This window comes from Pseudothauera rhizosphaerae (assembly GCF_004801305.1).
Lineage (GTDB): Bacteria > Pseudomonadota > Gammaproteobacteria > Burkholderiales > Rhodocyclaceae > Pseudothauera > Pseudothauera rhizosphaerae.
Window position 1 is genome coordinate 357342 of record NZ_SSOD01000001.1, and the last position, 25858, is coordinate 383199.

The following is a 25858-nucleotide window of genomic DNA, read 5'->3' on the forward strand; positions in this document are numbered from 1 at the left end:
CCACCCGCCCCGCAGCCATGACCGACCAGCCCAAGCCCTCCCCGCTGCAGCACACCGGCCACCCCGGCGAACTGGTCGGTGTGGGCGAGGACGTGTGGATGGACGTCATCCACAAGATGGACGAGGTGTATTCCGACCTGCTGCAGTACGAGGTGGCGCTGGAACAGAAGAACGCCAAGCTGGAGGAATCCCAGCAGTTCATCCTGTCGGTGCTCACCTCCATGTCCGACATCCTGGTGGTGTGCGACCGCAACGGCCTCATCGAGGACGTGAACCGCTCGCTGCTCGACTTCACCGGGCGCAGCCTGGACGAACTGCGGGGAACCTCGGTGTTCGACCTGTTCGCCGACGAGGTGGCGCGCACCCAGGCACGCCACCTGCTCACCCTGTACGGCGAGGCCAGCGTGCACGACTGCGAGCTGCCCCTGCGCGCCCGCGACGGCAGCACGGTGCCGGTGTCGCTGAACTGCACGCCGCGCTACAACGCCGTGGGCAAGTCCCTGGGCATGGTGGTCACCGGCCGCCCGGTGGGCGAGCTGCGGCGCGCCTACCAGGCCCTGCGCCAGGCCCACGAGGACCTCAAGCGCACCCAGCAGCAACTGCTGCACTCGGAGAAGATGGCCTCCCTCGGCCGCCTCGTGGCCGGCGTGGCCCACGAGTTGAACAACCCCATCAGCTTCATCCTGGGCAACGTCCATGCGCTGCAGCGCTACGCCGGCCGGCTGGGGCAGTACCTGGCCGCACTGCACGCGGGCGAATCCGCGGCGCGGCTGGCCGAACTGCGCGCCGAGCTGCGCATCGACCGCATCCTGGCCGATCTGCCGCCGCTGATCGAAGGCACCATCGAGGGCGCCGAGCGCACGCGGGACATCGTGGACGGCCTGAAGCGCTTTTCCGCCATCGACCGGGACGAACAGCAGCCCTTCAACCTCGCCGAGGTCATCGAGCGCGCCGTGCGCTGGGTATGCAAGGCCACCCGCGAGAGCTTCCGCGTGCGCATGACGCTGCCCGCCGAAATCCCCGTGCGCGGCTCGCCCGGCCAGATGCAGCAGGTCATGATGAACCTGGTGCAGAACGCCTGGGACGCCACCGCCGAGTTGCCGGAACCCTGGCTGGACATCGAGGCCCGGGTGGAAGGCGGGCGCGCCACGATCCGTTTCCACGACAACGGCCCGGGCGTCGCCGAACACCACCTCGCCCACATCTTCGATCCCTTCTTCACCACCAAGGTGGTGGGCAAGGGCACCGGGCTGGGACTGTCCATCAGCTACGGCATCGTGGAGCGCCACGGCGGCCAGCTCTCGGCGCGCAACCACCCGGCCGGCGGGGCGGAGCTGGTCATCGAACTGCCGGTGGAGCGCGGCGGCCAGCCGGCAGCCGACTGACCGCTTCGCAGCGGAAGCCGGCAAGCATGCAGCCACCCCGTGCCAACCCCGTCCTTGCCGAAAAGCGCATCCGGGCGTAGCTTTTCCGCTGGCACGCAACTTGATTACCCCTTTCCGTCCCGTCCGAGCATTTCAGGAGGCAACATGCACCCGACCCGCGCGCTGATCACCCTGGGCCTCGCCCTCGCCAGCGGCACCGCCCTGGCCCACCAGGGCCACGAATCCGCCAGCTTCTTCTCCGGCTTCTCCCACCCCCTGGGCGGCATCGACCACCTGCTGGCCATGCTCGCCGTAGGCCTGTACGCCGCCCGCCAGTCCGGCTGGCAGCGCTGGGCGCTGCCGGTGGGCTTCGTGGTGGCCATGCTGGTCGGCGCCGGGCTGGGCGCGCTGGGCGTGGAACTGCCCGCGGTGGAAGCGGGCATCGCCGCCTCGGTGCTGGTGCTGGGCCTGCTGATCGCCTTCGCCGCCCGCCTGCCGGTCGTGGCCGCGCTGCCGCTGGTGGCGGCCTTCGCCCTCTTCCACGGCCACGCCCACCACGCCGAGATGGGCGACGGTTCGCTGTTCACCTACGCCGCCGGCTTCGCCATCGCCACCGCGCTGCTGCATGGCGCGGGCTACCTCATCGGCCGCCAGGTGCCGCAGGCCCAGTGGGCGCAGCGCCTGCAGCGCGCCGTCGGCGTGGCCATCGCCGGTGCCGGAGCGGTGTTCCTCGGCGGCTGAGCTTCAGCCTTCACCGGCAAGAAAAAGAGGTGGCCGCGGCCACCTCTTTTCATTCGGCGCAGCGCACCGTTTCAGGGCGCCAGCCGGCGATAGGCACCGCCGTGGAACAGCAGCGGCGGACGGTCCGCACGGTCGAAGTTCACCACCTCGCTGACGAACAGCACGTGGTCGCCGCCCGGATAGCGGTGCGTGTTGCGGCATTCGAAGCGCGCGCAGCAGCCGCGCAGCAGCGGCGAGCCGCCCAGACCCTCGTCGTATTCCAGTCCGGCGAAGCGGTCCTCGCTGCGGCTCGCGAAAAGCTGGGAGAGATCCTGCTGGTCTTCCGCCAGCACGTTGATGGCGTAGTATTCGCAGGCTTCGAACACCGGCACGCTGGGCGCAGCGGCCGACAGGCTCCACAGCACCAGCGGCGGATCGAGGGAGACCGAGTTGAAGGAATTCACCGTCAGCCCCACCGGCGCACCGTTGCCCGCACGCGTGGTGACCACCGTGATGCCGGTGGCGAACATGCCCAGGGCATTGCGGAAATTGCGGGTGAAGTCTTCGTGGGTGTAGTAGCTCTGTGCGGACATGGGACAGGGCCCGGAACCGGTCTGTAGGAGCGACGGATTATGGCTGCGAAGGCGACCCGCGTCGACCCCGCGGCACGACAACAGGATCAGCACTTGTCCAAGCAAGACTTCGCCCATCGCCTGATGGCCTGGCAGGCCGCCCACGGCCGCCACGACCTGCCCTGGCAGCGCACCCGCGACCCCTACCGCGTGTGGCTGTCGGAGATCATGCTGCAGCAGACCCAGGTGGGGACGGTGATCCCCTACTACCTGCGTTTCCTGGAGCGCTTCCCGCAGCTCGCCGACCTGGCCGCCGCGCCCCAGGAGGCGGTGCTGGGCCTGTGGAGCGGGCTGGGCTACTACGCCCGCGCGCGCAACCTGCACAAGGCCGCGCAGACCGTGATGGCCGAGCACGGCGGGCAGTTCCCGCAGCAGGCGGAAATGATCGCCCGCCTGCCGGGCATCGGCCGCTCCACGGCGGCGGCCATCGCCGCGTTCTGCTTCGGCGAGCGCGTGCCCATCCTGGACGGCAACGTCAAGCGCGTGCTGTGCCGTGCCTTCGGCGTGGAGGGTTTCCCCGGCGAACGCGCGGTGGAGCAGCGCTTGTGGGCGCTGGCGGAGGACTTGCTGCCGGCGACCGGCGTTGGGCGCTACATCCAGGCCCAGATGGACCTGGGCGCCACGGTGTGCACCCGTACCCGCCCCGCCTGTACCCGCTGTCCGCTGGCGGGCGATTGCATGGCGCTGCGGGACGGCCGCACGGCTGAACTGCCCGCGGCCCGCCCGCGCAAGGCGCCGCCGCGACGCAGCGTGGAGGTGGCGGTGGTGCGCGCCGGCGATGCGGTGCTGCTGGAACGGCGCCCGGCCGCCGGCATCTGGGGCGGACTGCTGGCGCTGCCGGAGGCCGACGCGGCGGGCGCCGCGGCCTGGGCCGCCCGGCGCTTCGGTGTCGCCGACGGGCGCGCCTTGCCCGCGCTCACCCACACCTTCACCCACTTCGTGCTGGAAATCCGCCCCTGGCTGGTGGACCTGCCCGCCCCGCCCGCCCTGGCCGCGGACGGCGCCCTGCGCTGGCAGGCCCTGGACGCGCTGGACGAGGCGCCGCTGCCGACGCCGGTGCGCACCATCCTGCAGGGGCTACGCCGCCCCTGACCCTACTTCGTGCCCGGCAGCGGTTCGACGTATTCCTCGACCTTGATGCCGCGCAACTGGTAGCCGGCGTTGCCCAGTTCGGAGTCGATGCGCGCCACGGTGAGCACGCCGCTGACCCACACCGGCACCATGTTCCAGTCGCCCGGGATGGGCTTGTCCGGCAGCACGTGGATCAACTGGTTGGCGGGCGGCGGCGGCACGTGGATGCAGGCGCCGAAGTAGGGCACCAGCAGGAATTCGCGCACGGTCTTGCCGTCCCCTTCCAGGGGCACGACGAAGCCGGGGATGCGGATGCGGCGGCCGTTCATGGCCTGCACCACCGGTGCCCGGTCCCATTCCTCGCGCAGGCGGCGCATCAGGTCCATGGCGCGCGGGTCGTTGTCGCCGAGGGAATCCAGGTCGATGTCGTCGAACAGGGCCTGGGGGTTCCAGTCCGGCGGCAGCAGGTCGTCCCACTCGATTTCGGTGAATTCCGCCGCGGGCTTGCCGCCGCCGCTCAGGCGGTCGCCGACCTGGTAGCCCGGCTGGGCGGCCGGTGTGGGGGCTTTCTGCGCCTGGGCGTCGGGCAGCAGCGCCGCCAGGCCGGCGACGGCGGCCAGAACGAGTGCAGCGAGGGCGAAGCGGAATCTCATCTCAAATCCTGATCGTCATGCCGTCGGCCAGGGAATAGCGGTAGGCGCGCCAAGCCGGCACCAGGCTGGCGAGCAGGGCCGCGCTCAGCACCGCGCCGAGCAGCCGCCATTCGGCGGCCGACGGCCAGCCGGCCGACAGGGGCAGGCCGTAGCGCGTTTCCAGCCACGGCCCGGCCACGGCCACCGCGACGGAAAGCAGCATGATACCGAGGACGCAGCCGGCCAGGCCGAGCAGCAGGCTTTCCAGCGCCAGCAGGCGGAACACCTGGCCGGGGCTGGCACCGAGCGCCCGCAGGATGGCGAGTTCCCGGCGGCGCTCGCCCAGGCTGGCGACGACCACCGCTACCAGGCCCGCCAGGCCCACCGCCACCACCAGCGCAGACACGGCCAGCAGTGCCCGCTCGGCAATCGCTACCACGTTCCACAACTCCTGCAGCGTGGCGCCGGGCAGCACCGCCAGCAGGGGTTCCGCAGGCCAGTCGTTGATCCGCCGCTGCACGCGGAACACCGCCGTGCGCGACTTCAGCCCCACCAGCGCGGCGGTGACGCTCTTCGGGCTGAGGTCGAACTTGCGCACATGCTCGGCGGAAATGTTGACGCCGGGCAGGCGGGCGCCGCCCGCCCAATCCACGTGGATGGCCTCGATGCCTTCCAGGCTGACCAGCACCGAGCGGTCCACCGGCGTGCCGCTGCGTTCGAGCACGCCGACGATGGTGAAGGGCTTGTCGTCGTGCTCGGCAAACGTGGCCTCCCCCGCGCCGTGGCTGACCACGATGGACTGGCCGACCCGGTAGCCGAAGCGCGCCGCCACCTCGGCCCCCACCACCGCCTCGAACACGTCGCCGAAGGGCCGGCCGTCGGCGAAGGCCAGCCCGTGGCCGCGGCCGTAGCGGTAGTGGGCGAAGAAATCGTCCGTGGTGCCCACGACGCGGAAACCCCGGTGGGAGTCGCCCAGGGACAGGGGCACCAGCCAGTCCACCTCCGGCAGCGCGGCGATGTCCCGGACGCTTTGCCAGGACACGTTGTTGGTGGCGTTGCCGATGTGGAACACCGAATACAGCAGCAGTTGCACCGGTCCGCTGCGCGCGCCTACCATCAGGTCGGTGCCGGAGATGGTGGAGGCGAAGCCCTCCCGCGCATCGTGGCGCAGGCGCTCCACGCCCAGCAGCAGGGCCACCGCGAGGGCCACGGAGACCACCGTGAGCAGGGCCGTGAGGCGGCGGTTGGCGATGCTGCGCCAGGTGAGGTGCCACAGCGGGGCCTTCATGCTCCACCCCCCACGCGATTGATCTCGCCCAGCGCCACCCGGCGGTCGAAATGTTCCGCCAGGCGCGCGTCGTGGCTGACGAAGAGCAGCGCCGCGCGAGCGTCTGCGCATTCGGCCAGCAGCAGGTCGAGGAAGCCGCGCTGGCGGTCGGCGTCCAGCGCCGAGGTCGGCTCGTCGGCGATCACCAGGCTTGGGCGGCCGATCAGCGCGCGCGCCGCGGCCACGCGCTGCTGCTGGCCGACCGAGAGTTCCGCGGCCGGGCGGTCGAGCAGGGCGGCATCCAAATCCAGCCGCTGCGCGAGACGGGCGGCCTCGGCGGACGGCGTGGTGCCGGCCTCCTGCACCCGCGCGCGGCGCAGGGCGGAAAAGCGGCACGGCAGCAGGATGTTGTCCCGCGCCGAGAGATAGGGAATCAGGTTGAAGAGCTGGAACACGAAGCCGATGTGGTGGGCGCGGAAGCGGTCGCGGGCGCCGGCCCGCAACTCGCCCAGCACCTGGCCGTGCACCGCCACGCGGCCGGCCTGGGGATCGAGCACACCGCCCACCAGCGACAGCAGCGTGGTCTTGCCGCTGCCGCTGGGGCCGTGCAGGAACACGCGCTCGCCGGCGGCCAGCGCGAAGGCGGCCATCTCCAGGCAGGGCGCGGCGGCGCCCGGCCAGGCGAAGCGGATGCCCTGCAGGTCGACGGCCGGCGGCGCCAGGGCGCTCACAGGGGCAGCTTGTCCTGCGCGCGGTTCAGGACGGCCGAACCCTGCCCGCGGGGCGTGGCCGTCTGCGCGCGCACGCTGCCCATGCGCGGGAAGGCTTCGGACAGCTTCACCCGGACCTCCTCCAGCGCCGCCGGGTTGGTGCAGGCGAGGCTGTAGTGCACGTGCAGGTCGCTGTGGCCTTCGTCGTGGTGGTGCTCTTCGTGATCGTGGCCGTGCTTATGGTCGTGGTCGTGATCCTCTTCCGCCCACGGCCATTCCAGTTCCACCTCCTGCACCGCGCAGCCGGCCGCGGCCGGCAGCACGAACAGGCGGGGGAAATCGCGCAGCTTCGCCTCCGCGTCGCGCACCGCCTGGCGCTGCGCATCGGTGCCCGGCGCGTGCTCGAAGCCGACCAGGTTGTCCAGCGGCGTCTCCAGCTCGATGGCGAGCTGCCCGCCGTCCACCGCCACCTGCAGGCTGGCCACGCCGTGCTCGTGAGCGTGCTGCGCCAACGCTGCCGTACTCATGCCCAGGCCCAGCAGGGCCGCCATCAGTTTCCTCATTGCTCGCACTCCCGACGCTTGAACGGGACAAGATGCTACAATGTTGCAATTCCATAAGCAAACCCGTTCCCCCATGGCCGCCTCCCGTTCCCGCCCGCCGCCGGCACCGCCCGCCGCAAGCCCGGCGCAGGCGCTGATCGCCGCCCACGGCCGGGTCACCCGCACCCGCGTGGCGGTGCTGGACAGCCTGCTGGCCAGCCACCAGCCGCTGAACCACGACCAGATCGCCGCCGAACTGGCCGCCACGGGCGAACACCATGACCGCGTCACCGTGTACCGGGCGCTGGACTGGCTGGTGGAGCAGGGCATCGCCGCGCGCATCGCGGGCAGCGACCGGGCATGGAAATTCGAGGCGGTGCGGCGCGGCCACCGCCACGCCCATTTCCACTGCGACACCTGCGGCCGCGTGCTGTGCCTGGAGGCCGTCGAGCCGGCCATCGCCGTGGCGCTGCCGGAAGGCTTCCGCCTGGAGCAGGCCGAACTGGTGCTGCGGGGCGCCTGTCCGGACTGTGCCCGCAACGGTGAACGCTGAAACGCTGTTGCAGCAAGTCCATCCGCAAGAATTCGAATTCCCGACGAGCTCCCGATGAAACATCATCACCATCACAATCCCCGCGGCAGCCTGCTCGCCAGCGGCCTCGGCCAGCGCCTGGCAGTCGCCGCCGCCGCCGCCGCCCTGCTGTGGGCCGCCGTGCTGTGGGCGCTCGTACGATGAAGCCGCCCCTGCTCCGCCTGGAGAACCTCACCCTGGGCTACGACCGCCACCCGGCGGTGCACCACCTGGACATCGAGATTCCCGCCGGCGCGCTGCTCGCCGTGGTCGGCCCCAACGGCGCGGGCAAGTCCACGCTGCTGAAAGGCATCGCCGGCGAACTGCGCGCGCTGGGCGGCCACATCCATCTGAACTGCCGCCCGCGCACGCAGGTCGCCTATCTGCCCCAGCGCGGCGAGCTGGACTTCAGCTTCCCGGTGTCGGTGTTCGAGATGGTGGCCATGGGGCTGTGGCACGAGATTGGCGCCTTCGGCCGGGTAGGCGACGAACACCTGCACCGCATCGAGGCGGCGCTGGACGCGGTCGGCCTCTCGGGCTTCGAGGCGCGCCCCATCGGCTCGCTGTCCGGCGGGCAGATGCAGCGCGTGCGCTTCGCCCGCCTGATCCTGCAGGACGCTCCGCTGATCCTGCTGGACGAACCCTTCGCCGCGCTGGACGCGCGCACCGTGGCCGACCTGATGCAGTTGATCCTGGCCTGGCACCGGGAAGGGCGCACCATCCTCACGGTGGTGCACGACCTGGACCAGGTGCGCCGCCACTTCCCCACCTGCCTGCTGCTGGCGCGGGAACCGGTCGCCTTCGGCCCCACCGCCCAGGTGCTCACCGAACCGCTGCTCGGCCACGCGCGCCGGCTGTCGGAAGCCTTCGACGAGGAGGCCGCGGTCTGCCACCGCCCCGAGGACGCCCACGCCGACGATGCCCATGCCGGGGAGGCCCACGCGTGATCGATTTCTTCCTCGCGCCCTTCGTCGACTTCGCCTTCATGCGCCGCGCGCTGGCCGGCTGCCTGGCGCTGGCGCTGGGCGCCACGCCGGTGGGGGTGTTCCTGCTGCTGCGCCGCATGAGCCTGATGGGCGACGCCATGAGCCACGCCATCCTGCCCGGCGCAGCCCTCGGTTATCTGGCCTTCGGCCTGTCCCTGGCCGCGATGACCGTGGGCGGCATCCTCGCCGGCCTCGCGGTGGTGCTGCTCGCGGGCCTGGTCACCCGCAGCTCGGTGCTGAAGGAGGACGCCAGCCTCGCCACCTTCTACCTGCTGTCGCTCGCCGCCGGGGTCATGATCGTCTCCCTGCGCGGCAACAACCTGGACCTGCTGCACGTGCTGTTCGGCTCGGTACTGGCCCTGGACGACGCCTCCCTGCTGCTGATCGCCGCCATCGCCAGCCTGACCCTGTTCGGCCTCGCCCTGCTGCTGCGCCCGCTGGCGCTGGAGTGCTTCGACCCGGCCTTCCTGCGCGGCGTGAGCCGGCTGTCGCCGGTGGCCCACTACGGTTTCCTGGCGCTGGTGGTGTTCAACCTGGTGGCCGGTTTCCACGCCCTGGGCACGCTGATGGCGGTGGGCATCATGATCCTGCCGGCCGCCGCGGCCCGCGTGTGGACCCGCCGCCTCGGGCCCCTGCTCGCCACCGCCTCGGCGCTGGCCTTCGCCAGCGCGCTGGCCGGCCTGCTGCTGTCCTTCCACGCCGACGTACCCGCCGGCCCCGCCATCGTGCTGATGTGCGGCCTGGCCTACCTCGCCTCGCTGCTGCTCGCGCCGGACGGCGTACTCGCCGCCCGCCTGCCCGCGCGCAGCCACCTGGAATCCTGAAACCGGAAAGAGCCCCCATGCGCAAGCTTCTCCGCCCCCTCCGCCACGTCCTGCCGCTGGCCGTCCTCTTCCTCGCCGCCGCGCTGCAGCCGGCCCACGCCCAGAAGATGGACGTGGTGGCGAGCTTCTCCATCCTCGGCGACCTCGCCGCCGCGGTCGGCGGCGAGCGCGTCACCGTGCACAGCCTGGTCGGCCCCGACCAGGACGCCCACGGTTTCCAGCCGCGCCCCTCGGACGCCCGCCGGGTGGGCGCCGCCGACCTGGTGATCGCCAACGGCCTGGGCTTCGACGCCTGGATGGAACGCCTGGCCCGTTCGGCCGGAGCCAAGCGTCCGGTGCTGATCGCCTCCCGGGGCATCCGCACGCTGGAAACGGCGCACGAGGAAGACCACGAGGAGGGGCACGAGGGGGGCCACGACCACGGCCATCACGACGTGGACCCGCACGCCTGGCAGGACGTGGCCAACGCCATCATTTACGTGCGCAACATCGCCGACGCCCTGGCCGCCGCCGACCCGGAAGGCGCCGCGCTGTACCGCGCCAACGCCGAGCGCTACGCGGCCGAGCTGCAGACGCTGGACGCGGAGATCCGCAACGCGCTGGCCACCGTGCCGCCGCAGCGGCGCAAGGTGGTCACCTCCCACGATGCCTTCGCCTACTTCGGGCGCGCCTACGGGGTGCGCTTCCTGGCCGCCCACGGCGTGGCGAGCGAGGCCGAACCCAGCGCCCGCGACATCGCCCGGCTGATCCGCCAGATCCGCGCCGAGCAGGTGCCGGCCGCCTTCCTCGAGAACGTCGTGGACCCGCGCCTGGTCGAGCGCATCCGCAGCGAGGGCGGCGCCCGCCTGGGCGGCACGCTGTATTCCGATGCCCTGTCGGCCGGCGATGGCCCCGCATCGACCTACGTGGCCTTGATGCGGCACAATCTCGCCACGCTTCTGGCCGGTCTGCGGGCGGAAGAGTGAACTCGACGAGGACAAGGACGACATGACGCCGAAATTCAGCACCCGCTGTACCCTGCTCGTTGCCGGGCTCATCCTGAGCGGCGCGGCCGCTGCGCAGGCGCCCAGCCAGGCCGAAATGCAGCGCATGATGGCGGGCATGCAGGCCATGCAGCAATGCATCGCGAAGATCGACCAGAAGGGCCTGCAGAAGCTCGAACAGCAAGGCCAGCGCATGCAGGCGCGGATCGAGGAGCTGTGTTCCACCGGCAAGCGCGACGAGGCGCAGAAGGAAGCGGTCAAGTACGCCGCCGAGATGGCCAAGGCCCCCACCGTCACGGCCATGGCCGAGTGCACCAAGCCCATGCAGGGCCTGGTGCCGGCTGCCTCGCCCTACGCCGGCCTGGAAAAGGAAGACGGCAAGGCGCGCAAGCAGCACGTCTGCGACAACTGAGAACCGCCTCGCCGTCGGGGAGAACGGGGCGCGGCCATAGCCGCGCCCTTTCTTATCTGGAAGAAGCCGCCAGCGCCGCCCCCGCACCCACGAACAGCCCGCCGAACAGCCGGTTCTGCAGGCGCAGCGCGCGCGGGTTACGCAGCAGCGGACGGAAGCGCGTGGCCAGCCCCGCGTAGCAGGACATCACCAGTGTATCGACCACCACCATGGTGACGCCGATAATGACGAACTGCGGCAGTTGGGGGGCGCGCGGGTCGATGAACTGGGGCACCAGCGCCGCCATGAAGATGATGGCCTTGGGGTTGGTGAGGTTCACGAACAGGGCCTGCAGCACCAGCCCGCCGCGACGGCGGGGCGATCCGTCCTCAGCCGCCTCGTCCATCGGCTCGGGGCGTGCACGCCACTTCTGCACCCCCAGCCACACCAGGTAGGCGGCGCCGACGATCTTGAGCACCAGGAAGGCGGTCGCCGAGGTTGCCAGCACGGCGCCCAGGCCCAGACCCACCACCGCCAGTTGCACGAGCAGCGCGATCTCCAGCCCGCAGATCGCGCGCAGGGCAGCCAGATAGCCATGGCGCAGGCCGGTGGCCATGGACATCACGGCGCCCGGTCCGGGCGTGACGGCAATGACGATGGCGGCGACCAGAAAGGCGACCCACATGCTCCAGCTCACGATGTAACTCCTTGAAACAAAAAGAGGCAGCCCACGGCTGCCGTCGGATTCGCAGTGTCTCGCCTTTCGTTGGACCGTGCAAGAGGACACGGAACCGATCGGCCGCCGGCGACTCCGAGACAGCATATGGCCCGCGCCGCCGGGCTGCCGCATCGACGCATGGCGCCGGAGAGTGCCGATGAAGAAAGCGATCCTGCTCGTCCCGCTGCTGTCGCTGGCCGCCTGCATGAGTGCCGTGCCGGCCGGCAGCACCCGGCATGGCCGGGCCTGCGTGCCCGATGCCGCCTGGGTCGCGCCCGGCGGCGGGCAACTGAACCACGCCCTGCTGCTGGACGGCCTGGCGACGAACGGCGTGGTGCTGCTCGGCGAACGCCACGACAGCATGGCGCACCACCGCTGGCAACTGGAGACGCTGGCGGCCCTGTACGCGCGCCAGCCCGACATGGTGATCGGCCTGGAGATGTTCCCGCGCCGCGTGCAGCCGGCCCTGGACGCCTGGGTGCGCGGCGAGCTCACGGAAGCCGAGTTCCTCGCGCGCAGCGACTGGGCCGAAGTGTGGCGCATGGACGCCGCCCTCTACCTGGACATCTTCCGCTTCGCCCGCGACCACCGCATCCCGCTGCACGCCCTCAACGTGGAGCGCGGCCTGATCCGCGCCGTGGGGCGCGCCGGCTACGACGGGGTGCCGGAAGCCGACCGGGAAGGCGTCGGCCGCCCCGCGGAACCGGCCACCGCCTACGCCGACTGGCTGCGGGCGATCCAGCTCGCCCACCATCCGGCCCGCGGCAGCGAACAGGCGGCACGCGCCTTCGTCGACGCCCAACTGCTGTGGGACCGGGCCATGGCCGAAGGCATCGTCGCCGCCCGCGCCGCGCGGCCGGGCGCGCTGGTGGTGGGCATCATCGGCAGCGGCCATCTGCGCCACGGCTGGGGCGTGCCGCACCAGCTCGCCAACTTGGGCGTGCCCACCGCCGCCGTGCTGCTGCCCTGGGACCGGGACAGCCGCTGCACCGACCTGGTGGCCGGGCTGGCGATGGCGGTCTACGGCATAGGCGCGGAAGACGCGGCGGACACGCCCTTGCGCGCCGCCATGCCGCGCTTCAGCGCTGGACCTGGCTGACGTCCCGCACCGCGCCGGTGTCGGCGCTGGTGGTGAGCGCCGCGTAGGCCTGCAGCGCGGCGGAGACCACGCGCTCGCGGTCAACCGGCTTCCACGCCGCACTGCCCTTCGCGTCCATCGCGGCCCGGCGGCGGGCGAGTTCATCGTCCGAAATCGCCAGGTGGATGCGGCGGTTGGGGATGTCGATCTCGATGCCGTCGCCGTCCTCCACCAGGGCGATGGCGCCGCCCATGGCCGCTTCCGGCGAGGCGTGGCCGATGGACAGGCCCGAGGTGCCGCCGGAGAAGCGGCCGTCGGTGAGCAGGGCGCACTGCTTGCCCAGGCCGCGGCTCTTCAGGTAGGAGGTGGGGTAGAGCATCTCCTGCATGCCGGGGCCGCCCTTGGGGCCTTCGTAGCGGATCACCACCACGTCGCCGGCCTGCACCCGTTCGCCCAGGATGCCGTCCACGGCGTCTTCCTGGCTCTCGTACACGCGCGCCTTGCCGGTGAATTTCCAGATGGATTCGTCCACGCCGGCGGTCTTCACGATGCAGCCCTTCTCGGCGATGTTGCCGTACAGCACCGCGAGGCCGCCGTCGGCGGTGAAGGCGTTGGCCTTGTTGCGGATCACGCCCTTGGCACGGTCCATGTCGAGCTCGTTCCAGCGCCGGTCCTGGGAGAAGGCGGTCTGCGTCGGCACGCCGCCGGGCGCGGCGAGGAAGAAGTCGAACACCGACTTGTCGTGGGCCTGCATGATGTCCCAGCGGCTCAAGGCCTCGCCCAGGGTCTTGCTGTGCACGGTGGGCACGTCCCGGTGGAGCAGGCCGGCGCGGTCCAGCTCGCCCAGGATGCCCATGATGCCGCCGGCGCGGTGCACGTCCTCGATGTGCACGTCCTGCACCGCGGGCGCCACCTTGCACAGGCAGGGCACGCGGCGGCTGACGTGGTCGATGTCCTTCATGGTGAAGTCCACGCCGGCCTCCCGCGCCGCGGCCAGCAGGTGCAGCACGGTGTTGGTGGAGCCGCCCATGGCCACGTCCAGGCTCATGGCGTTCTCGAAGGCGGCGAAGGAGGCGATGGAGCGCGGCAGCACCGAAGCGTCGTCGTGCTCGTAGTAACGCCTGGCCAGCTCGACGATGCGGCGGCCGGCTTCGCGGAACAGCTTTTCCCGGTCGGCGTGGGTGGCGAGCGTGGTGCCGTTGCCCGGCAGGGACAGGCCCAGGGCCTCGGTGAGGCAGTTCATAGAGTTGGCGGTGAACATGCCCGAGCACGAGCCGCAGGTGGGACAGGCGGAGCGTTCGAAGGCTTCCACCTGCTCGTCCGAACAGTTCTTGTCCGCGGCCTTGACCATGGCGTCGATGAGGTCCAGCGCGATCACCTTGGCTTCCCACTTCACCTTGCCCGCCTCCATCGGCCCGCCGGACACGAAGATGGTGGGGATGTTGAGGCGCAGCGCGGCCATCAGCATGCCCGGGGTGATCTTGTCGCAGTTGGAGATGCACACCAGGGCGTCGGCAGTGTGGGCGTTGCACATGTACTCCACGCTGTCGGCGATGAGGTCGCGGGAGGGCAGGGAATAAAGCATGCCGCCGTGGCCCATGGCGATGCCGTCGTCCACGGCGATGGTGTTGAACTCCTTGGCCACGCCGCCGGCCGCCTCGATCTCGCGCGCCACGAGCTGGCCCAGGTCCTTCAGGTGCACGTGGCCGGGCACGAACTGGGTGAAGCTGTTGGCGATGGCGATGATGGGCTTTTCGAAGTCGCCGTCCTTCATGCCGGTGGCGCGCCACAGGGCGCGCGCGCCCGCCATGTTGCGGCCGGCGGTGGAGGTGCGGGAACGGTACTGGGGCATGGCTGGGCTCCGCGGATGCTGCGAGACAAAGGAAAAGATTGTACCGCCCTCCGCGCCCGCCCGGCAGCGGCGCTGCGCTATCATCCCCTTCTTTCCGAGCAGCCACGGTACTCCATGGATTCCCAAGACCACCCCGCGGACGGGCCCGGCCTGGACCTCGACCCCTTCGAACTGCGCGTGCTCGGCGTGCTGATCGAGAAGAGCTTCGTCACCCCGGACAACTACCCGCTGTCCCTCAATGCACTGCTGGCGGGCTGCAACCAGCTCACCGGCCGCGAGCCCGTCATGGAACTCTCCGAGGCGGCCGTGCAGGGCGCCATGGACAGCCTGATGGCGCGCCGCCTGGCGTCCCGCCGCGACCAGGCCGGCGCACGCGTGGCCAAGTACGAACACCTGGTGCGCCTGCGCCACTCGCTGCCGCCGCCGGAGCAGGCCGTGCTGGCCATGCTGCTGCTGCGCGGCGCGCAGACCGCGGGTGAGATTCGCCAGCGCTGCGAGCGCATGCACCGCTTCGGCGACATCGCCGAGGTGGAGGCCATCCTGGAACACCTGGCGGAGAAGAACCCGCCCCTGGCCGTGGCCCTGCCCCGCGCGCCCGGCACCAAGGAGACGCGCTGGGCGCACCTGCTGGGCGGTGAAGCCGGCCTGGCGCTGCAGGCCGAGAGCAGCACCGCGGAAGCCCCCGGCGGCAGTGGGCGCGGCCGCGTCGCGGAACTGGAAGACGAAGTGCGCCGCCTGCGCCAGGAAGTGGACTGGCTGCGCGGCGAGTTCGAGAAGTTCCGCGCCCAGTTCGAATAGCCCCCCGCTCCGCCCGCCATGCTGACCCATCCCCGCTTCGATCCGGTCGCGATCTCCATCGGCCCCGTCTCGGTGCACTGGTACGGCCTGATGTATCTGCTGGCCTTCGTGCTCTTCCTCGTGCTCGGCCGCCTGCATGCGCGCCGCCGCCCGGACCTGGGCTGGAACGGCCAGGACATCGACGACCTGCTGTTCTACGGCGTGCTCGGCGTGGTGATCGGCGGCCGCCTGGGGGAGGTGCTGTTCTTCGAACCCGGCTACTACTTCAGCCACCCGCTGGAAATCCCGCAGCTATGGAAGGGCGGCATGAGCTTCCACGGCGGCTTCCTCGGCGTACTGGTGGCGATGTGGCTGTACGGCCGGCGCAGCGGGCGCGGCTTCTGGCAGGTCACCGACTTCATCGCCCCGCTGGTGCCCACCGGACTGGCCGCCGGGCGCATCGGCAACTTCATCAACGGCGAACTGTGGGGCCGCCCGGCCGACCCCGACCTGCCCTGGGCGATGATCTTTCCGTGGGTGGACGCGGTGCCGCGCCATCCGTCGCAGATCTACCAGGCCCTCGGCGAGGGGCTGCTGCTGTTCGTGATCCTGTGGCTGTTCGCCGCGCGGCCGCGCCCGGTGCGGGCGGTATCGGGCGCCTTCCTGCTGGGCTACGGGGTGCTGCGCTTCGCCGCGGAGTTCTTCCGCACGCCCGATCCGGGCATCTTCGGCACGCTGTCGCTGGGGCTATCCACCGCCCAGTGGCTGTGCGTGCCCATGATCGCTGCCGGGGCGTGGCTGCTGGCGGCCGGGAAGACTCAGCGGTAGCGCGCGGGCACCGTCCCCCGATCGGCGGCGAACGCCTGCAGCGTGGCCGGCAGCTCCTCGCTGGTGACCACGGCGTCGGCGCCCAGCGCGCGCGCCGCGCGCGCCGGCATGGAGTCGTGGGCCGGCACCACCGAGACGATGCGCGCATAGGGCGCGACCCGCTTGAGCAGGCCGACGAAGCGCGCCGGCTCGGACACCGAGACGCGCCAGTCGAGCACCGTGACGTCCGGCGTAAGCAGGAAGAAGAGCTGCATGGCGCGGCTTTCGCTGTCGGTCCAGCCGGCCAGCTCCACGTCGGGCGACTCGGCCAGCAGGGCTTCCAGACGGCCGCTGCGCACCTCCGTGGGCGCGGCCAGCAGCACCCGCAGCGCGGGTTCGGCCTGCGCGCAGGCGGCGGTGGCGGTACAGGTATTCGAACTCATGAACGAATTCACCTCGTTGGCATGCCGCGATAATGCCTGAATCATCAGCCGGATGACATCGTAGAAACCCTGATCCGCCTCAAATGTGCGGAGGATTCCACATCCGGCGGAGTGTCGCCCGGCGGCGACAGGTGCGCGCCGATCATGTTGCCGCCCTTGCCGCGGCCGGCAGACGGGCGAGGACGTGGGTCCCCGCGCCGGGAGCGGACTGGAGCTCGAAATGCCCGCCGGCCAGCTCGGCGCGCTCGCGCATGCCCGCCAGGCCCAGGCTCGTCCGCCCGCCCTCCGCCTCGCCGGGCGCGAAGCCGCAGCCGTCGTCGTCCACGCGCAGTTCGAGCACCCCGTCGTCGAGCGCCAGCGCCACCTCCACCCGGCTGGGTGCGCCGTGGCGCAGCGCGTTGTCGACCGATTCCTGCACGATGCGGAAGGCCGCCGTTTCGGCCGCTTCGGCCAGGCGCGGCAGGCCTTCCGCGCCGCCCAGCGCGACCGGCACGCCGCTGCGCTCGGCCTGGCCGCGGCAGTACCACGCCAGCGCCGGACCGAGGCCCAGGTCGTCGAGCATGGTCGGGCGCAGGGCCAGCGCGCGGTTCCGGATGCGCGTGATGCTGCGGTCCACGATGCGCTCGCAGTCCTCCAGCCGGGCCCGCGCCGCATCGCCGAGCGCTTCCTGGCCGATGGCGCGCAGGTCGAATCCGACCGCGGTGAGCTCCTGGCCGATCTCGTCGTGCAGTTCCCGCGCCAGCCGGCCGCGCTCCTCTTCCTGGATCTGCAGCAGGCGCGCCGACAGTTCCGCCAGTTGGCGGTGGCTGTCGGCGAGCGCTCGGTCGGCGGCTTCGCGCGCGCTGATGTCGATGGCCATGGCGAGGAACTTGACGACCCGGCCGTCGCCGTCGCGGATGGGGGTGGTGAACCACTCGCACAGGATGCGGCGGCCGTCGCGGGTGAGGTTCTCGTTGACGTCGTGGCCGTCGAAGACGCCCTGGCGCAGGCGTGCCAGGATGATCTCGGTCTGCGCCCGCGCACTCGCCGGGATGATGGTGTCGAACGCGCTGCGGCCGGCGAGTTCCTCGGCAGGGAAGCCGAACATGCGCTCGAACGCCGGGTTGCACTCCAGGATGCGCCAGTCGGTGTCGGTCACCATGCAGCCGATGGGGATGCGCTCCAGGTAGAGCCGCGCGCGCGCCTCGCCCTCGGCCAGGCGGCGGTAGGCCTCGACCTGCTCATGGATGTCCAGGTAGGTGCCGATCACGCGCGTGGGGCGGCCATCCCCGTCGTGTTCGACGATCTCGCCCGAGGCGCGGAACCAGCGGTAGCCGCCGCCGGCCAGGCGCATGCGGTATTCGCACACGTAGTCCGGGGCGAGCCCTTCCAGGTAGTTGCGGAAACGCAGCCGCACCTCGGCGAGATCGTCCGGATGGACACGGTCCAGCCACGCCGCGATCGTCTCGCGGAAGGTCTCGGGCTCATGGCCGAGCATGCGCGCCACGGTCTCGTCGGTGCCGATCTCGGCGCGGCCGACACGGTAGTCCCACAGGCCGACCCGCGTGGCGCGCAAGGCCACCTGCAGCACGGCCTCGCGGTCGGCGAGGCGGCCCTGCAGGCCGAGCATGGAGGAAAAGCCGAAGCGGATCATCAGCCACAGCAGGATGGCGGTGGACAGGACGAAGAACAGGCCCTTCCACGTCTGCAGTTCGGTCAACATCGCCGCGTCCCGCGCCCATACCGCCAGCAGGCGGTCCGAATGGATGATCCAGCCGGTAGCGAGCGCGGCGTAGATCAGGGCGATGGCCAGTGCCAGCCGCCCGGGCGAGGGCACGGCCGCTGGGGAACGGGAAGTCATGGCCGGCAGTCTTCGAAACGGGATGTCCGCTACAGCGTCGGACGATCTTACTCGCGTTTCCCGCCGCCAACCGTGGCGGGCGGCACGGTATGATCCACCAAAAAACCATTGCAACGGGCACCAGGCCCGACCCACCCGCAGGGAGGCAACATGGCCCCAGGACTGATGTCCCGCAGCCTGACGATGGTGCGGGAGATGGTGGCGAGCGCCACCGGCCGCAAGGAAGAACCGTCGGAGAAGACGCTGGAGCGCATCCGCCGGCAGTTGCGCGAGTGCGCCGAAGGGCGCGGCGGCGAGGTGTCCACGCGGCAGCGCGCCGCGCGCCTGGCCGACACCTATCTGCGCCTGGACGACGCCGCGCGCCACGCCTTCCTGCGCATCATCGCGCTGGAGTTCGGCCCCGACCCCAAGCGCGTCGCCAAGGCCCACGAGGCCTACCAGGCCGCGGTCGGCAGCGAACGCCAGTGGGACGCCGAAGCCCAGTTGCGCGCGGCGATGCGCTCCTCGCGCATCCGCATCCTGACCCAGTTCAACGCCATCCCGCAGGGGGTGAAGTTCCTCGTGGACCTGCGCGCCGACCTGCTGCGCTTCCTGCCCGGCGACAAGGAGCTGAAGTCCCTGGACCGGGAACTGGAGGCGCGCCTGAGCGCCTGGTTCGACGTGGGCTTCCTGGAGCTTGCCCGCATCACCTGGAACTCGCCCGCCGCCCTGCTCGAGAAACTGGTCGAATACGAGGCGGTGCACGAAATCCGCTCGTGGACCGACCTCAAGAACCGGCTCGATTCCGACCGCCGCTGCTACGGCTTCTTCCACCCGCGCATGCCGCTGGAGCCGCTGATCTTCGTCGAGGTGGCGCTGGTGGAGGAACTGGCCGACAACGTGCAGAAGCTGCTCGACGAGCAGGCCCCGGTGCTCGACCCGCAGCGCGCCGGCGCCGCCATCTTCTACTCCATCAGCAACACCCAGGACGGCCTGCGCGGCGTGTCCTTCGGCAATTTCCTGCTCAAGCGGGTGGTGGAGGACCTGCGGCGCGACTTCCCGAAGCTGGACACCTTCGCCACCCTGTCGCCGCTGCCCGGCCTGGCGCGCTGGACGCGCAAGCACCCGGCCGAAATCGCCGCCGCCTTCACCGAGGCGGACTGGAAGCGCCTCGCCGCCGCCGGCGTGGACGGCCCCGACGCCCCCCGCCTGCGCGAGGTGCTCGACGGCAAGGCCGGCTGCCACGAGGACGCCGCGCTCGCCCGCGCCCTGCGCGAACCGCTGCTGCGCATCGCCGCGCGCTACCTGCTGGAGGCGCAGCGCGAAGGCCGGCCGGTGGACCCGGTGGCGCGCTTCCACCTGGGCAACGGCGCCCGCGTCGAGCGCCTGAACTGGCTGGCCGACACGTCCGCGAAGGGCTTCGACCAGTCGTGGGGGGTGATGGTGAACTACCTTTACGACCCGGACCGCATCGAGGACAACCTGGAATCCTTCGCCTGCGAAGGGCGCATCGACGCCGCCACCGCGGTCAAGCGGCTGGCGCGCCGCTGACGGCGGCACAAAACCGGGGCGCCACGTTGCCGCGATTCCCATTCGGACTGCATTCGATCCGCATCCGGCTGCTGCTGGCCAGCACGGTGGTGCAGGTGGTGCTGCTGTCGCTGCTGCTCGCCAACAGCGTGCGGCTGATGGACGAGGCGGCCTCGGCCAGCCTGGACACCCTGGTCACCCAGAACGCGGCCATGCTGCACACCATGGCCGCGGCCTACGGCCCGCAGGAGGGCTACGCCGCGCTGCAGGACGTGCTCGGCGAACTGCTCGCCGATGCCGGCGAAGGGCTGGTGTACGTGCGCATCGGCCGGCCGGACGGCGCGCTGCTGGTCAGTGCCGGCCTGCCCACCATGACCGTGCTGCCGCCGCCCCACCCCGAAACCGGCGGGCGCCTGCAGGGCGGACTGGGCGACGCGCTGATCCACGTGCGCCGTCCGCTGCTGCTCGACCGCAACGAGGTCGGCTTCCTGCAGTTCGGCGTCTCGGTGTCGGTACTGGCCGCCGCGCGGCGCGCCATCCTCGAACAGGGCACGGCGATCGCGGTTGCCGAAGTCGTGCTCACCTTCGTGCTGCTGTCACTGATCGGCTATCTGCTCACGCGCAACCTGGGGCGGCTGCTGGCCGGCAGCCAGGCTCTGGCCGAGGGCCATCTCGACCACCGCCTGAAGGAAGAGGGAAGCGACGAACTCGCCCGTCTGGCGCAACGCTTCAATATCATGGCCGAACGCCTGCAGGCGCGCATCGGCGAACTGGAAGACACCGCCGTCCGCCTGCACGCCAGCGAGGAACGCTACGCGCTGGCGATCCGCGGCGCCAACGACGGGCTGTGGGACTGGAACATCGCCGCCGGCACCCTGTACCTGTCGCCGCGCTGCTCGGAGATCGCCGGGCTGTCCGCCGGCGAGCTGAAGGTCGCCCCGGCGGAAGTCTTCGCCCACCTGCATCCGGACGATATCGGCCGCTACCGCGACCAGCTCGTCGAACACCTCAAGGGCGACAGCGCCCAGTTCATGCTGGAGCACCGCGTCCGCATGCCCGACGACAGCTACCGCTGGGTGCTGATCCGCGGCGTGGCCCAGCGCGACGCCGCGGGGCGGGCCTGCCGCATGGCCGGCTCGGTGGGCGACGTGCATGTGCGCCGCCAGGCGCAGCAGCGCCTGCTGCACGATGCCCTGCACGACGGGCTGACCGGCCTGCCCAACCGGGCGCTGTTCATCGAGCACCTGAACAGCGCCCTGGGCCAGCAGCGCCGCAACGACGACTTCCGCTTCGCCGTGCTCACCATCAACCTGGAGCGCTTCCGCCTCATCAACGACAGCTTCGGCCACGTGGCCGGCGACGAGCTGCTCAGGTCCGTGGCCGACCGCATCGGCCGCCGGCTGCGGGGCGGCGACGTGGCCGCGCGCATCGGCGGCGACCAGTTCGCCATCCTCCTCAACGGCGTCGGCAACCGCGCCGAGGCGCCGCGCTTCGCCGCCGCGCTGCGCGAACAGCTCGCCCAGCCGGCCACGGTCGCCGGCCATGCGGTGTATCCCAAGGCACGCATCGGCGTGGCGCTCTCCGACGACTACGGCGACGATGCCGAGGCCATCCTGCGCGACGCCGACAACGCCCTGCACCGCGCGCGGCGCAGCCCGGACGAGGCGGTGACCATCTTCGAGTCCGGCATGCACGCCCAGACCCTGCTCACCCTGCGGCTCGAATCCGGCCTGCGTGCCGCGCTGCGCGAACGCACCCTCATCGTGCATTACCAGCCCATCGTCAGCCTGGCCGACCGCGGCCTCGCCAGCTTCGAGGCGCTGGTGCGCTGGCCCCACGCGGACAAGGGCCTGCTCCCCCCGCAGGACTTCGTGCCGCTGGCCGAAACCCTGGACCTGATCCACGAGCTCGGCATGCTGGTGCTGGACCTGGGCTGCGCCGACATCGTGCGCTGGCAGGCCGCCTGCGGCACCAGCGCGCTGCCGCCGGTGAGCATCAACCTGTCCGCCCGCCAGTTCCTCGTGCCCGACCTGCCGCAGCAACTGCTGGACACGGTGGCCCGCCACGGCCTGCCGCCGGCGGCGGTGCGCGTGGAAGTCACCGAAAGCGCCCTGGCCGCCGCCGCCGGCCCCGCGCCGGCCATGCTCGCGGCGCTGCGCCAGGCCGGCATGAAGGTGCTGATCGACGATTTCGGCACCGGCTATTCGGCGCTCAGCTACCTGCACACCATCCCCTGCGACGTGATCAAGCTCGACGGCTCCTTCGTGCGCACGCTGGCCGGCGATGCCCGCTTGGGCGCCATCGTCCGCCGCAGCATCGCGCTGGCCCACGACCTGGGCATGACCGTGGTCGCCGAATCCATCGAAACCGCGGAACAGGAAGCGTTGCTGCGCACCATGGGCTGCGATTTCGGGCAGGGCTACCTGTACGCCCGCCCCCTCGACGCCGACGCCGTGGCCCGCCTGCTGGCCAGCGCCCCGCACACCAAGGAACTCATCCGATGAAAGCCCGCCCGCACCTGGCGGCCTGCCTGGTGGCGGCGCTGGGTGCCGTCCTGCCCGCGCAACTGCGCGCCGAGGCACCCGATTTCCACCTCTCGGGCTTCGCCACGGTGGGCGCCCTCGTCACCGACCGCAGCGACGTGTGGGCCTACCGCTCGGGCTTCAACAAGCCGGGCAGGAACCGCCTCGACTTCGGCACCGACACGCTGGTCGGCGTGCAGGGCAGCCTGCGCGTCGGCCAGGCCAGCGACTTCACCGTGCAGGCCGTAAGCAGCGAGACGCCGCACGGCGACTACGACCCGCGCATCGCCTGGGCGTTCTGGCGCTACAACGTGAACGCCGCGCTCACGCTGCGCGCCGGCCGCCTGCGCGCCCCCTTCTTCATGCTGTCGGATTCCCTCAACGTCAATTACGCCTACCCCTGGGTCCGGCCGCCGCAGGAGGTGTACGGCCTCAACCCGTTCAGCGAGATCGACGGCGCCGACCTGCTGCTGCGCGTACCGGCCGGTGCGCTGGAGCTGGAACTGAAGCCCTATTTCGGCAACGGCCGCATCGACCTGGCGGACGACAGCCGCGCCACCCTGCGCGACGTGCGCGGGATCAACGTCGCCCTCTCCGGCGTGCACTTGAGCGCCCACCTCTCCCACGGCGAAGGCCGGCTGCACGTGAAATGGGGAGACGACGGCTACCGCGCGGTGGCCGCCGGCCTGACGCAGGCGGGCGGCGCGCTGGCCGGCGTGCCGGCGCAACTGGCCGGCGACGAGGGCCGCGCCCGCTTCAGCTCCGCCGGCCTGCAGTGGGACGACGGCCGCCACCTGGTGATCGCCGAGGCGGTGCAACGGCGCGTCAACCGCTACGTGAACAGCGCTCAGGCCTGGCAGCTCACGGTGGGGCAGCGCAGCGGCAGCTTTACCCATTTCCTGACCCTCGCCCGCCAGCGCCAGGACCGCCCCGTGGCACGCGCCGACATCGCCGATCCGGCGCTAGCCGCCGGCTTCGCCGCCTTCCTCGCCTCCCGCAACGAAGCCCAGCGCAGCGTCACCGTGGGCACGCGCTGGGACTTCGCGCGCAACGCCGCCTTCAAGGCGCAGCTCTCCCGCGCGCGCATCGACCGCGACGCCTGGGGCAGCTTCTTTCCGGGCGACCCGCGGCAGCCGCCCGGCGGACACAGGGTGCACGTGCTGAGCCTGTCCCTGGACGTGGTGTTCTGAACCCCGCCATGGTCCGCGCCCTCCTCGCCGCACTCGCCGGACTGTTGCTGTGCGCGGCCGCGCATGCCGAGTTCGTGCTCGTCGGCCACCCCGACGGTCCGCTCGACAGCCTGAGCCGCGAGCAGGCCGATCAGCTCTACATGGGCCGCCGCAACACCCTGCCCGACGGCACGCCGGTACAGCTCATCGACCTGCCCGCCGGCCCGGCGCGGGACCGCTTCTACCTGCTGCTGACCGGCAAGAATCCGGCGCAAGTGCGCGCCTGGTGGTCGCGCCAGGTGTTCTCCGGGCGCGCCCTGCCGCCGCGCGAAGCAGCCGACGCCGATGAAGTGCGGCGCCGGGTGGCGGACGTTCCGGCCGCCATCGGCTATCTGCCCGCCGACGAGGCGGCCGACGGGCTGAAGATCCTTCTGCGCCTGCCCTGAAACGGGTTGCCTGTTTGCGGGGCGGCCCCCTCTCCCCGACCCTCTCCCGCAAGGGGAGAGGGAGAAAACCGTTGTCCGTGCGGACTTCCCGGGCCGGGACTCCCCTCTCCCCTTGCGGGAGAGGGGCTGGGGGAGAGGGGGCTGCCCGTAGAAACGGAAACGCGGCCAGACCGTCGCGGAACCGCCGGCTCAGTTCCGCGCGGTGAACACCGGCAGCCGCCAGCGGAAGCGGATCGCCCCCAGGCGCACCACGAGCACCGCGGAGGCCGCCGCCAGCGCCGCCCAGCCGGCGGACACGCCCGCCGCGGCCAGCCCCACCAGCAGCAGCGCCCCCAGCCAGGACGCGGTGGCGTAGAGCTCGCCGGTGAACACCAGCGGCACCTCGTTGCACAGCACGTCGCGCACGATGCCGCCGAACACGCCGGTGACCACCCCCATCAGGCTCGCCACCAGCCACGGGGCGCCCATCGCCAGCGCGGCCTGGGTGCCGCTCACCGTGAACAGCGCCAGCCCCACTGCGTCCGGCAGCAGGAACAGGCGCGGCGGCAGGCGCACCACGCGCACCAGCGCGAAGGTCGCCACCCCGGCGAGCAGGGCCGCGACCAGATAGCTCTGGTCGGCGACCCAGAACACCGTGCGGTCGAGCAGCATGTCGCGCAGGCTGCCACCGCCCAGCGCGGCGGCCAGCGCCACCACCACCATGCCGAACAGGTCGAAGGGCTTGCGTCCGGCTTCCAGCACGCCGGAGGCGGCATTGACCGCCACGCCGGCCAGGCCGATGCCGTAGATCAGGGGTTCGATGGACAGGGCAGGCATGGCGCGGGAGCATAGCACCGCGCCGCCGCGGGCGGCCATCGGCACCCGGCGCCATTTCAAACGACCGTTTGACCTGGCGCCGCGGCGTGCTAGAGTCGGCTCCGACGCGGGCACGACACAGACCCGCAACATCCGAGAGGAGACAGCATGTCCGTTCCCGATACCTTCCGCGGCGCCCTGCGCGTACCCGTCATCGCTGCGCCCATGTTCCTGGTGTCCGGCCCCGAACTCGTCATCGCGGCCTGCAAGGCCGGCGTGGCCGGCACCTTCCCCTCCCTCAACGCACGCCCGGCCGCCCAGCTCGATGAATGGCTGGGCCGCATCAACGCCGAACTCGAAGCGCACCGCGCCGCCCATCCCGGCGCCCCGGTGGCGCCCTACGGCGTGAACCTGATCCTGCACGCGAGCAATCCGCGCCTCGCCGAAGACCTGGCGCTGGTGGTCGCCCACCGCGTGCCCTTCGTCATCACCAGCCTGGGCCACCCGGGCGAAGTCGTGAAGGCGGTGCACGAATACGGCGGCCTGGTGTTCTCCGACATCATCCACGCCTACCACGCGAAGAAGGCCGCCGCCGCGGGCGTGGACGGCATCATCGCGGTGGCCGGCGGCGCCGGCGGGCACGCCGGCACGCAGAGCCCGTTCAGCCTGGTGCGCGAGATCCGCGAATTCTGGGACGGCGCGCTGGTGCTGGCGGGCAGCATCTCCGACGGCGCCAGCGTGCGCGCGGCCGAGGTCATGGGCGCGGACTTCGCCTACATGGGCACTCGCTTCATCGCCACGCGCGAGTCCATGGCGCAGGACGCATACAAGTCCATGCTGGTGGACAGCGGCGCCAGCGACGTGGTGTATACCGACGCCATCTCCGGCACCAACGCCAACTTCCTGTGGCCCAGCCTGCAGCGCGCCGGCTTCGACCGGGAACAGCTCTCGGTGAACTTCGGCAAAGGGAAGATCCACGCCATCGCCGACGAGGCGCGCGCCTGGCGCGACGTGTGGAGCGCCGGCCACGGCGTGGCCACCATCCACGACGTGCCGCCGGTGGCGGAGCTGGTGGACCGCCTCGCCGCCGAGTACCGCGCCGCCTGCGCCCTGCCGGCGAGCCCCGCACTCGGTGGCTGAAACGGCGCGCGTATGCCACAGCGCGTTCCTCCCCCTTCAAGGGGGAGGTCAGGAGGGGGATGGGTTTCA

27 protein-coding genes are annotated in these 25858 nt (G+C 71.4%); 17 read left to right on the plus strand and 10 right to left on the minus strand.

Annotated elements, in window-relative coordinates:
• The first annotated feature begins 17 nt into the window (after nt 1–17).
• Complete coding sequence (locus E6O51_RS01735) at nt 18–1385, plus strand: PAS domain-containing sensor histidine kinase (RefSeq protein ID WP_136383241.1); 1368 nt, start codon at nt 18–20, stop codon at nt 1383–1385.
• A gap of 144 nt (nt 1386–1529) precedes the next feature.
• On the plus strand, nt 1530–2105 hold the full coding sequence (locus E6O51_RS01740; protein ID WP_136383242.1) for a HupE/UreJ family protein: 576 nt from the start codon (nt 1530–1532) through the stop codon (nt 2103–2105).
• Nucleotides 2106–2176: 71 nt separating this feature from the next.
• Here E6O51_RS01740 and E6O51_RS01745 read toward each other — a convergent pair whose 3' ends face one another.
• Nucleotides 2177–2677 carry a flavin reductase family protein gene (locus E6O51_RS01745; RefSeq protein ID WP_136383243.1) on the minus strand — a complete coding sequence of 167 codons (501 nt, stop codon included), beginning with the start codon at nt 2675–2677 and terminating at the stop codon, nt 2177–2179.
• A gap of 93 nt (nt 2678–2770) precedes the next feature.
• Between E6O51_RS01745 and mutY the strand changes: the two genes are divergently transcribed.
• Nucleotides 2771–3808, plus strand: a complete 1038-nt coding sequence (mutY, locus tag E6O51_RS01750; protein WP_269140091.1) for an A/G-specific adenine glycosylase — start codon at nt 2771–2773, stop codon at nt 3806–3808.
• 2 nt (nt 3809–3810) lie between these two features.
• Here the strand turns inward: mutY and E6O51_RS01755 are convergent, their stop codons facing one another.
• Genes E6O51_RS01755 through E6O51_RS01770 form a run of 4 tightly spaced genes read right to left on the minus strand, consistent with a single transcriptional unit; the run spans nt 3811 to nt 6959 of the window.
• Nucleotides 3811–4440 carry a DUF3299 domain-containing protein gene (locus E6O51_RS01755; protein WP_136383245.1) on the minus strand — a complete coding sequence of 210 codons (630 nt, stop codon included), beginning with the start codon at nt 4438–4440 and terminating at the stop codon, nt 3811–3813.
• Nucleotide 4441: 1 nt separating this feature from the next.
• The gene (locus tag E6O51_RS01760) at nt 4442–5707 is read right to left on the minus strand and encodes an ABC transporter permease (RefSeq protein WP_136383246.1); all 1266 of its coding nucleotides are present in this window, start codon (nt 5705–5707) and stop codon (nt 4442–4444) included.
• Nucleotides 5704–6417 carry an ABC transporter ATP-binding protein gene (locus E6O51_RS01765; protein ID WP_136383247.1) on the minus strand — a complete coding sequence of 238 codons (714 nt, stop codon included), beginning with the start codon at nt 6415–6417 and terminating at the stop codon, nt 5704–5706. The genes E6O51_RS01760 and E6O51_RS01765 overlap by 4 nt, the downstream gene beginning before the upstream one ends.
• Nucleotides 6414–6959, minus strand: coding sequence for a DUF2796 domain-containing protein (locus E6O51_RS01770; RefSeq protein WP_136383248.1), 546 nt, complete (start codon nt 6957–6959; stop codon nt 6414–6416). Before E6O51_RS01770 ends, E6O51_RS01765 begins: the two co-directional genes overlap by 4 nt.
• A 73-nt stretch (nt 6960–7032) precedes the next feature.
• Here E6O51_RS01770 and E6O51_RS01775 point away from each other — a divergent pair, with 73 nt between their 5' ends.
• Genes E6O51_RS01775 through E6O51_RS01795 form a run of 6 tightly spaced genes read left to right on the plus strand, consistent with a single transcriptional unit; the run spans nt 7033 to nt 10714 of the window.
• Complete coding sequence (locus E6O51_RS01775; RefSeq protein ID WP_136383249.1) at nt 7033–7491, plus strand: Fur family transcriptional regulator; 459 nt, start codon at nt 7033–7035, stop codon at nt 7489–7491.
• Between the two features lie 54 nt (nt 7492–7545).
• On the plus strand, nt 7546–7674 hold the full coding sequence (locus E6O51_RS22360) for a hypothetical protein (protein WP_269140092.1): 129 nt from the start codon (nt 7546–7548) through the stop codon (nt 7672–7674).
• Entirely contained in the window at nt 7671–8456 is a 786-nt protein-coding gene (locus tag E6O51_RS01780; protein WP_136383250.1) for a metal ABC transporter ATP-binding protein, read from the plus strand. The genes E6O51_RS22360 and E6O51_RS01780 overlap by 4 nt, the downstream gene beginning before the upstream one ends.
• Before the next feature lie 38 nt (nt 8457–8494).
• Nucleotides 8495–9319 carry a metal ABC transporter permease gene (locus E6O51_RS01785; protein ID WP_408003392.1) on the plus strand — a complete coding sequence of 275 codons (825 nt, stop codon included), beginning with the start codon at nt 8495–8497 and terminating at the stop codon, nt 9317–9319.
• A gap of 17 nt (nt 9320–9336) precedes the next feature.
• Nucleotides 9337–10284 carry a metal ABC transporter substrate-binding protein gene (locus E6O51_RS01790; RefSeq protein WP_136383252.1) on the plus strand — a complete coding sequence of 316 codons (948 nt, stop codon included), beginning with the start codon at nt 9337–9339 and terminating at the stop codon, nt 10282–10284.
• A 22-nt stretch (nt 10285–10306) separates the two neighbouring features.
• The gene (locus E6O51_RS01795) at nt 10307–10714 is read left to right on the plus strand and encodes a DUF4175 domain-containing protein (protein ID WP_136383253.1); all 408 of its coding nucleotides are present in this window, start codon (nt 10307–10309) and stop codon (nt 10712–10714) included.
• Between the two features lie 52 nt (nt 10715–10766).
• Here E6O51_RS01795 and rhtB read toward each other — a convergent pair whose 3' ends face one another.
• Nucleotides 10767–11390 (minus strand): homoserine/homoserine lactone efflux protein, encoded by a 624-nt coding sequence (gene rhtB / locus E6O51_RS01800; protein ID WP_136383254.1) that lies wholly within the window; start codon nt 11388–11390, stop codon nt 10767–10769.
• A 178-nt stretch (nt 11391–11568) separates the two neighbouring features.
• Between rhtB and E6O51_RS01805 the strand changes: the two genes are divergently transcribed.
• Nucleotides 11569–12510: a ChaN family lipoprotein gene (locus tag E6O51_RS01805; protein WP_136383255.1), complete on the plus strand. Its 942-nt coding sequence runs from the start codon at nt 11569–11571 to the stop codon at nt 12508–12510.
• On the opposite strand, the gene ilvD is transcribed toward E6O51_RS01805, so the two are convergent.
• Nucleotides 12491–14341 carry a dihydroxy-acid dehydratase gene (gene ilvD / locus E6O51_RS01810; RefSeq protein ID WP_136383256.1) on the minus strand — a complete coding sequence of 617 codons (1851 nt, stop codon included), beginning with the start codon at nt 14339–14341 and terminating at the stop codon, nt 12491–12493. The two genes, E6O51_RS01805 and ilvD, sit on opposite strands and share 20 nt — an antisense overlap.
• Before the next feature lie 114 nt (nt 14342–14455).
• Here ilvD and E6O51_RS01815 point away from each other — a divergent pair, with 114 nt between their 5' ends.
• Together E6O51_RS01815 and lgt are read left to right on the plus strand one after the other, a co-directional pair.
• On the plus strand, nt 14456–15139 hold the full coding sequence (locus tag E6O51_RS01815) for a YceH family protein (protein ID WP_136383257.1): 684 nt from the start codon (nt 14456–14458) through the stop codon (nt 15137–15139).
• Nucleotides 15140–15157: 18 nt separating this feature from the next.
• Complete coding sequence (gene lgt / locus E6O51_RS01820; RefSeq protein ID WP_136383258.1) at nt 15158–15946, plus strand: prolipoprotein diacylglyceryl transferase; 789 nt, start codon at nt 15158–15160, stop codon at nt 15944–15946.
• On the opposite strand, the gene E6O51_RS01825 is transcribed toward lgt, so the two are convergent.
• Nucleotides 15937–16368 (minus strand): response regulator, encoded by a 432-nt coding sequence (locus E6O51_RS01825; RefSeq protein ID WP_211091296.1) that lies wholly within the window; start codon nt 16366–16368, stop codon nt 15937–15939. The two genes, lgt and E6O51_RS01825, sit on opposite strands and share 10 nt — an antisense overlap.
• A gap of 142 nt (nt 16369–16510) precedes the next feature.
• Complete coding sequence (locus E6O51_RS01830; protein ID WP_136383259.1) at nt 16511–18208, minus strand: PAS domain-containing sensor histidine kinase; 1698 nt, start codon at nt 18206–18208, stop codon at nt 16511–16513.
• A 150-nt stretch (nt 18209–18358) separates the two neighbouring features.
• Here E6O51_RS01830 and E6O51_RS01835 point away from each other — a divergent pair, with 150 nt between their 5' ends.
• From E6O51_RS01835 to E6O51_RS01850, 4 genes are read left to right on the plus strand one after another with little or no spacing between them, the layout of a single operon-like run.
• Entirely contained in the window at nt 18359–19738 is a 1380-nt protein-coding gene (locus tag E6O51_RS01835) for a malonyl-CoA decarboxylase (protein WP_136383260.1), read from the plus strand.
• 26 nt (nt 19739–19764) lie between these two features.
• Entirely contained in the window at nt 19765–22221 is a 2457-nt protein-coding gene (locus E6O51_RS01840) for an EAL domain-containing protein (protein WP_230976667.1), read from the plus strand.
• Nucleotides 22218–23429 (plus strand): hypothetical protein, encoded by a 1212-nt coding sequence (locus E6O51_RS01845; RefSeq protein WP_136383261.1) that lies wholly within the window; start codon nt 22218–22220, stop codon nt 23427–23429. The genes E6O51_RS01840 and E6O51_RS01845 overlap by 4 nt, the downstream gene beginning before the upstream one ends.
• Before the next feature lie 8 nt (nt 23430–23437).
• Nucleotides 23438–23854, plus strand: a complete 417-nt coding sequence (locus E6O51_RS01850; protein WP_136383262.1) for a hypothetical protein — start codon at nt 23438–23440, stop codon at nt 23852–23854.
• Nucleotides 23855–24043: 189 nt separating this feature from the next.
• Here the strand turns inward: E6O51_RS01850 and E6O51_RS01855 are convergent, their stop codons facing one another.
• On the minus strand, nt 24044–24670 hold the full coding sequence (locus E6O51_RS01855; protein WP_136383263.1) for a trimeric intracellular cation channel family protein: 627 nt from the start codon (nt 24668–24670) through the stop codon (nt 24044–24046).
• 147 nt (nt 24671–24817) lie between these two features.
• On the opposite strand from E6O51_RS01855, the gene E6O51_RS01860 reads away from it, so the two are divergent.
• Complete coding sequence (locus E6O51_RS01860; protein WP_136383264.1) at nt 24818–25789, plus strand: NAD(P)H-dependent flavin oxidoreductase; 972 nt, start codon at nt 24818–24820, stop codon at nt 25787–25789.
• Nucleotides 25790–25858 lie beyond the last annotated feature (69 nt).

Coding starts and splice junctions, on each gene's coding strand:
- E6O51_RS01735 (WP_136383241.1), top strand. CDS start 18: ATGACCGACCAGCCCAAGCCCTCCCCGCTGCAGCACACCGGCCACCCC.
- E6O51_RS01740 (WP_136383242.1), top strand. CDS start 1,530: ATGCACCCGACCCGCGCGCTGATCACCCTGGGCCTCGCCCTCGCCAGC.
- E6O51_RS01745 (WP_136383243.1), bottom strand. CDS start 2,677: ATGTCCGCACAGAGCTACTACACCCACGAAGACTTCACCCGCAATTTC.
- E6O51_RS01755 (WP_136383245.1), bottom strand. CDS start 4,440: ATGAGATTCCGCTTCGCCCTCGCTGCACTCGTTCTGGCCGCCGTCGCC.
- E6O51_RS01760 (WP_136383246.1), bottom strand. CDS start 5,707: ATGAAGGCCCCGCTGTGGCACCTCACCTGGCGCAGCATCGCCAACCGC.
- E6O51_RS01770 (WP_136383248.1), bottom strand. CDS start 6,959: ATGAGGAAACTGATGGCGGCCCTGCTGGGCCTGGGCATGAGTACGGCA.
- E6O51_RS01775 (WP_136383249.1), top strand. CDS start 7,033: ATGGCCGCCTCCCGTTCCCGCCCGCCGCCGGCACCGCCCGCCGCAAGC.
- E6O51_RS22360 (WP_269140092.1), top strand. CDS start 7,546: ATGAAACATCATCACCATCACAATCCCCGCGGCAGCCTGCTCGCCAGC.
- E6O51_RS01780 (WP_136383250.1), top strand. CDS start 7,671: ATGAAGCCGCCCCTGCTCCGCCTGGAGAACCTCACCCTGGGCTACGAC.
- E6O51_RS01785 (WP_408003392.1), top strand. CDS start 8,495: ATGCGCCGCGCGCTGGCCGGCTGCCTGGCGCTGGCGCTGGGCGCCACG.
- E6O51_RS01790 (WP_136383252.1), top strand. CDS start 9,337: ATGCGCAAGCTTCTCCGCCCCCTCCGCCACGTCCTGCCGCTGGCCGTC.
- E6O51_RS01795 (WP_136383253.1), top strand. CDS start 10,307: ATGACGCCGAAATTCAGCACCCGCTGTACCCTGCTCGTTGCCGGGCTC.
- E6O51_RS01805 (WP_136383255.1), top strand. CDS start 11,569: ATGAAGAAAGCGATCCTGCTCGTCCCGCTGCTGTCGCTGGCCGCCTGC.
- ilvD (WP_136383256.1), bottom strand. CDS start 14,341: ATGCCCCAGTACCGTTCCCGCACCTCCACCGCCGGCCGCAACATGGCG.
- E6O51_RS01815 (WP_136383257.1), top strand. CDS start 14,456: ATGGATTCCCAAGACCACCCCGCGGACGGGCCCGGCCTGGACCTCGAC.
- lgt (WP_136383258.1), top strand. CDS start 15,158: ATGCTGACCCATCCCCGCTTCGATCCGGTCGCGATCTCCATCGGCCCC.
- E6O51_RS01825 (WP_211091296.1), bottom strand. CDS start 16,368: ATGAGTTCGAATACCTGTACCGCCACCGCCGCCTGCGCGCAGGCCGAA.
- E6O51_RS01830 (WP_136383259.1), bottom strand. CDS start 18,208: ATGACTTCCCGTTCCCCAGCGGCCGTGCCCTCGCCCGGGCGGCTGGCA.
- E6O51_RS01835 (WP_136383260.1), top strand. CDS start 18,359: ATGGCCCCAGGACTGATGTCCCGCAGCCTGACGATGGTGCGGGAGATG.
- E6O51_RS01845 (WP_136383261.1), top strand. CDS start 22,218: ATGAAAGCCCGCCCGCACCTGGCGGCCTGCCTGGTGGCGGCGCTGGGT.
- E6O51_RS01850 (WP_136383262.1), top strand. CDS start 23,438: ATGGTCCGCGCCCTCCTCGCCGCACTCGCCGGACTGTTGCTGTGCGCG.
- E6O51_RS01855 (WP_136383263.1), bottom strand. CDS start 24,670: ATGCCTGCCCTGTCCATCGAACCCCTGATCTACGGCATCGGCCTGGCC.
- E6O51_RS01860 (WP_136383264.1), top strand. CDS start 24,818: ATGTCCGTTCCCGATACCTTCCGCGGCGCCCTGCGCGTACCCGTCATC.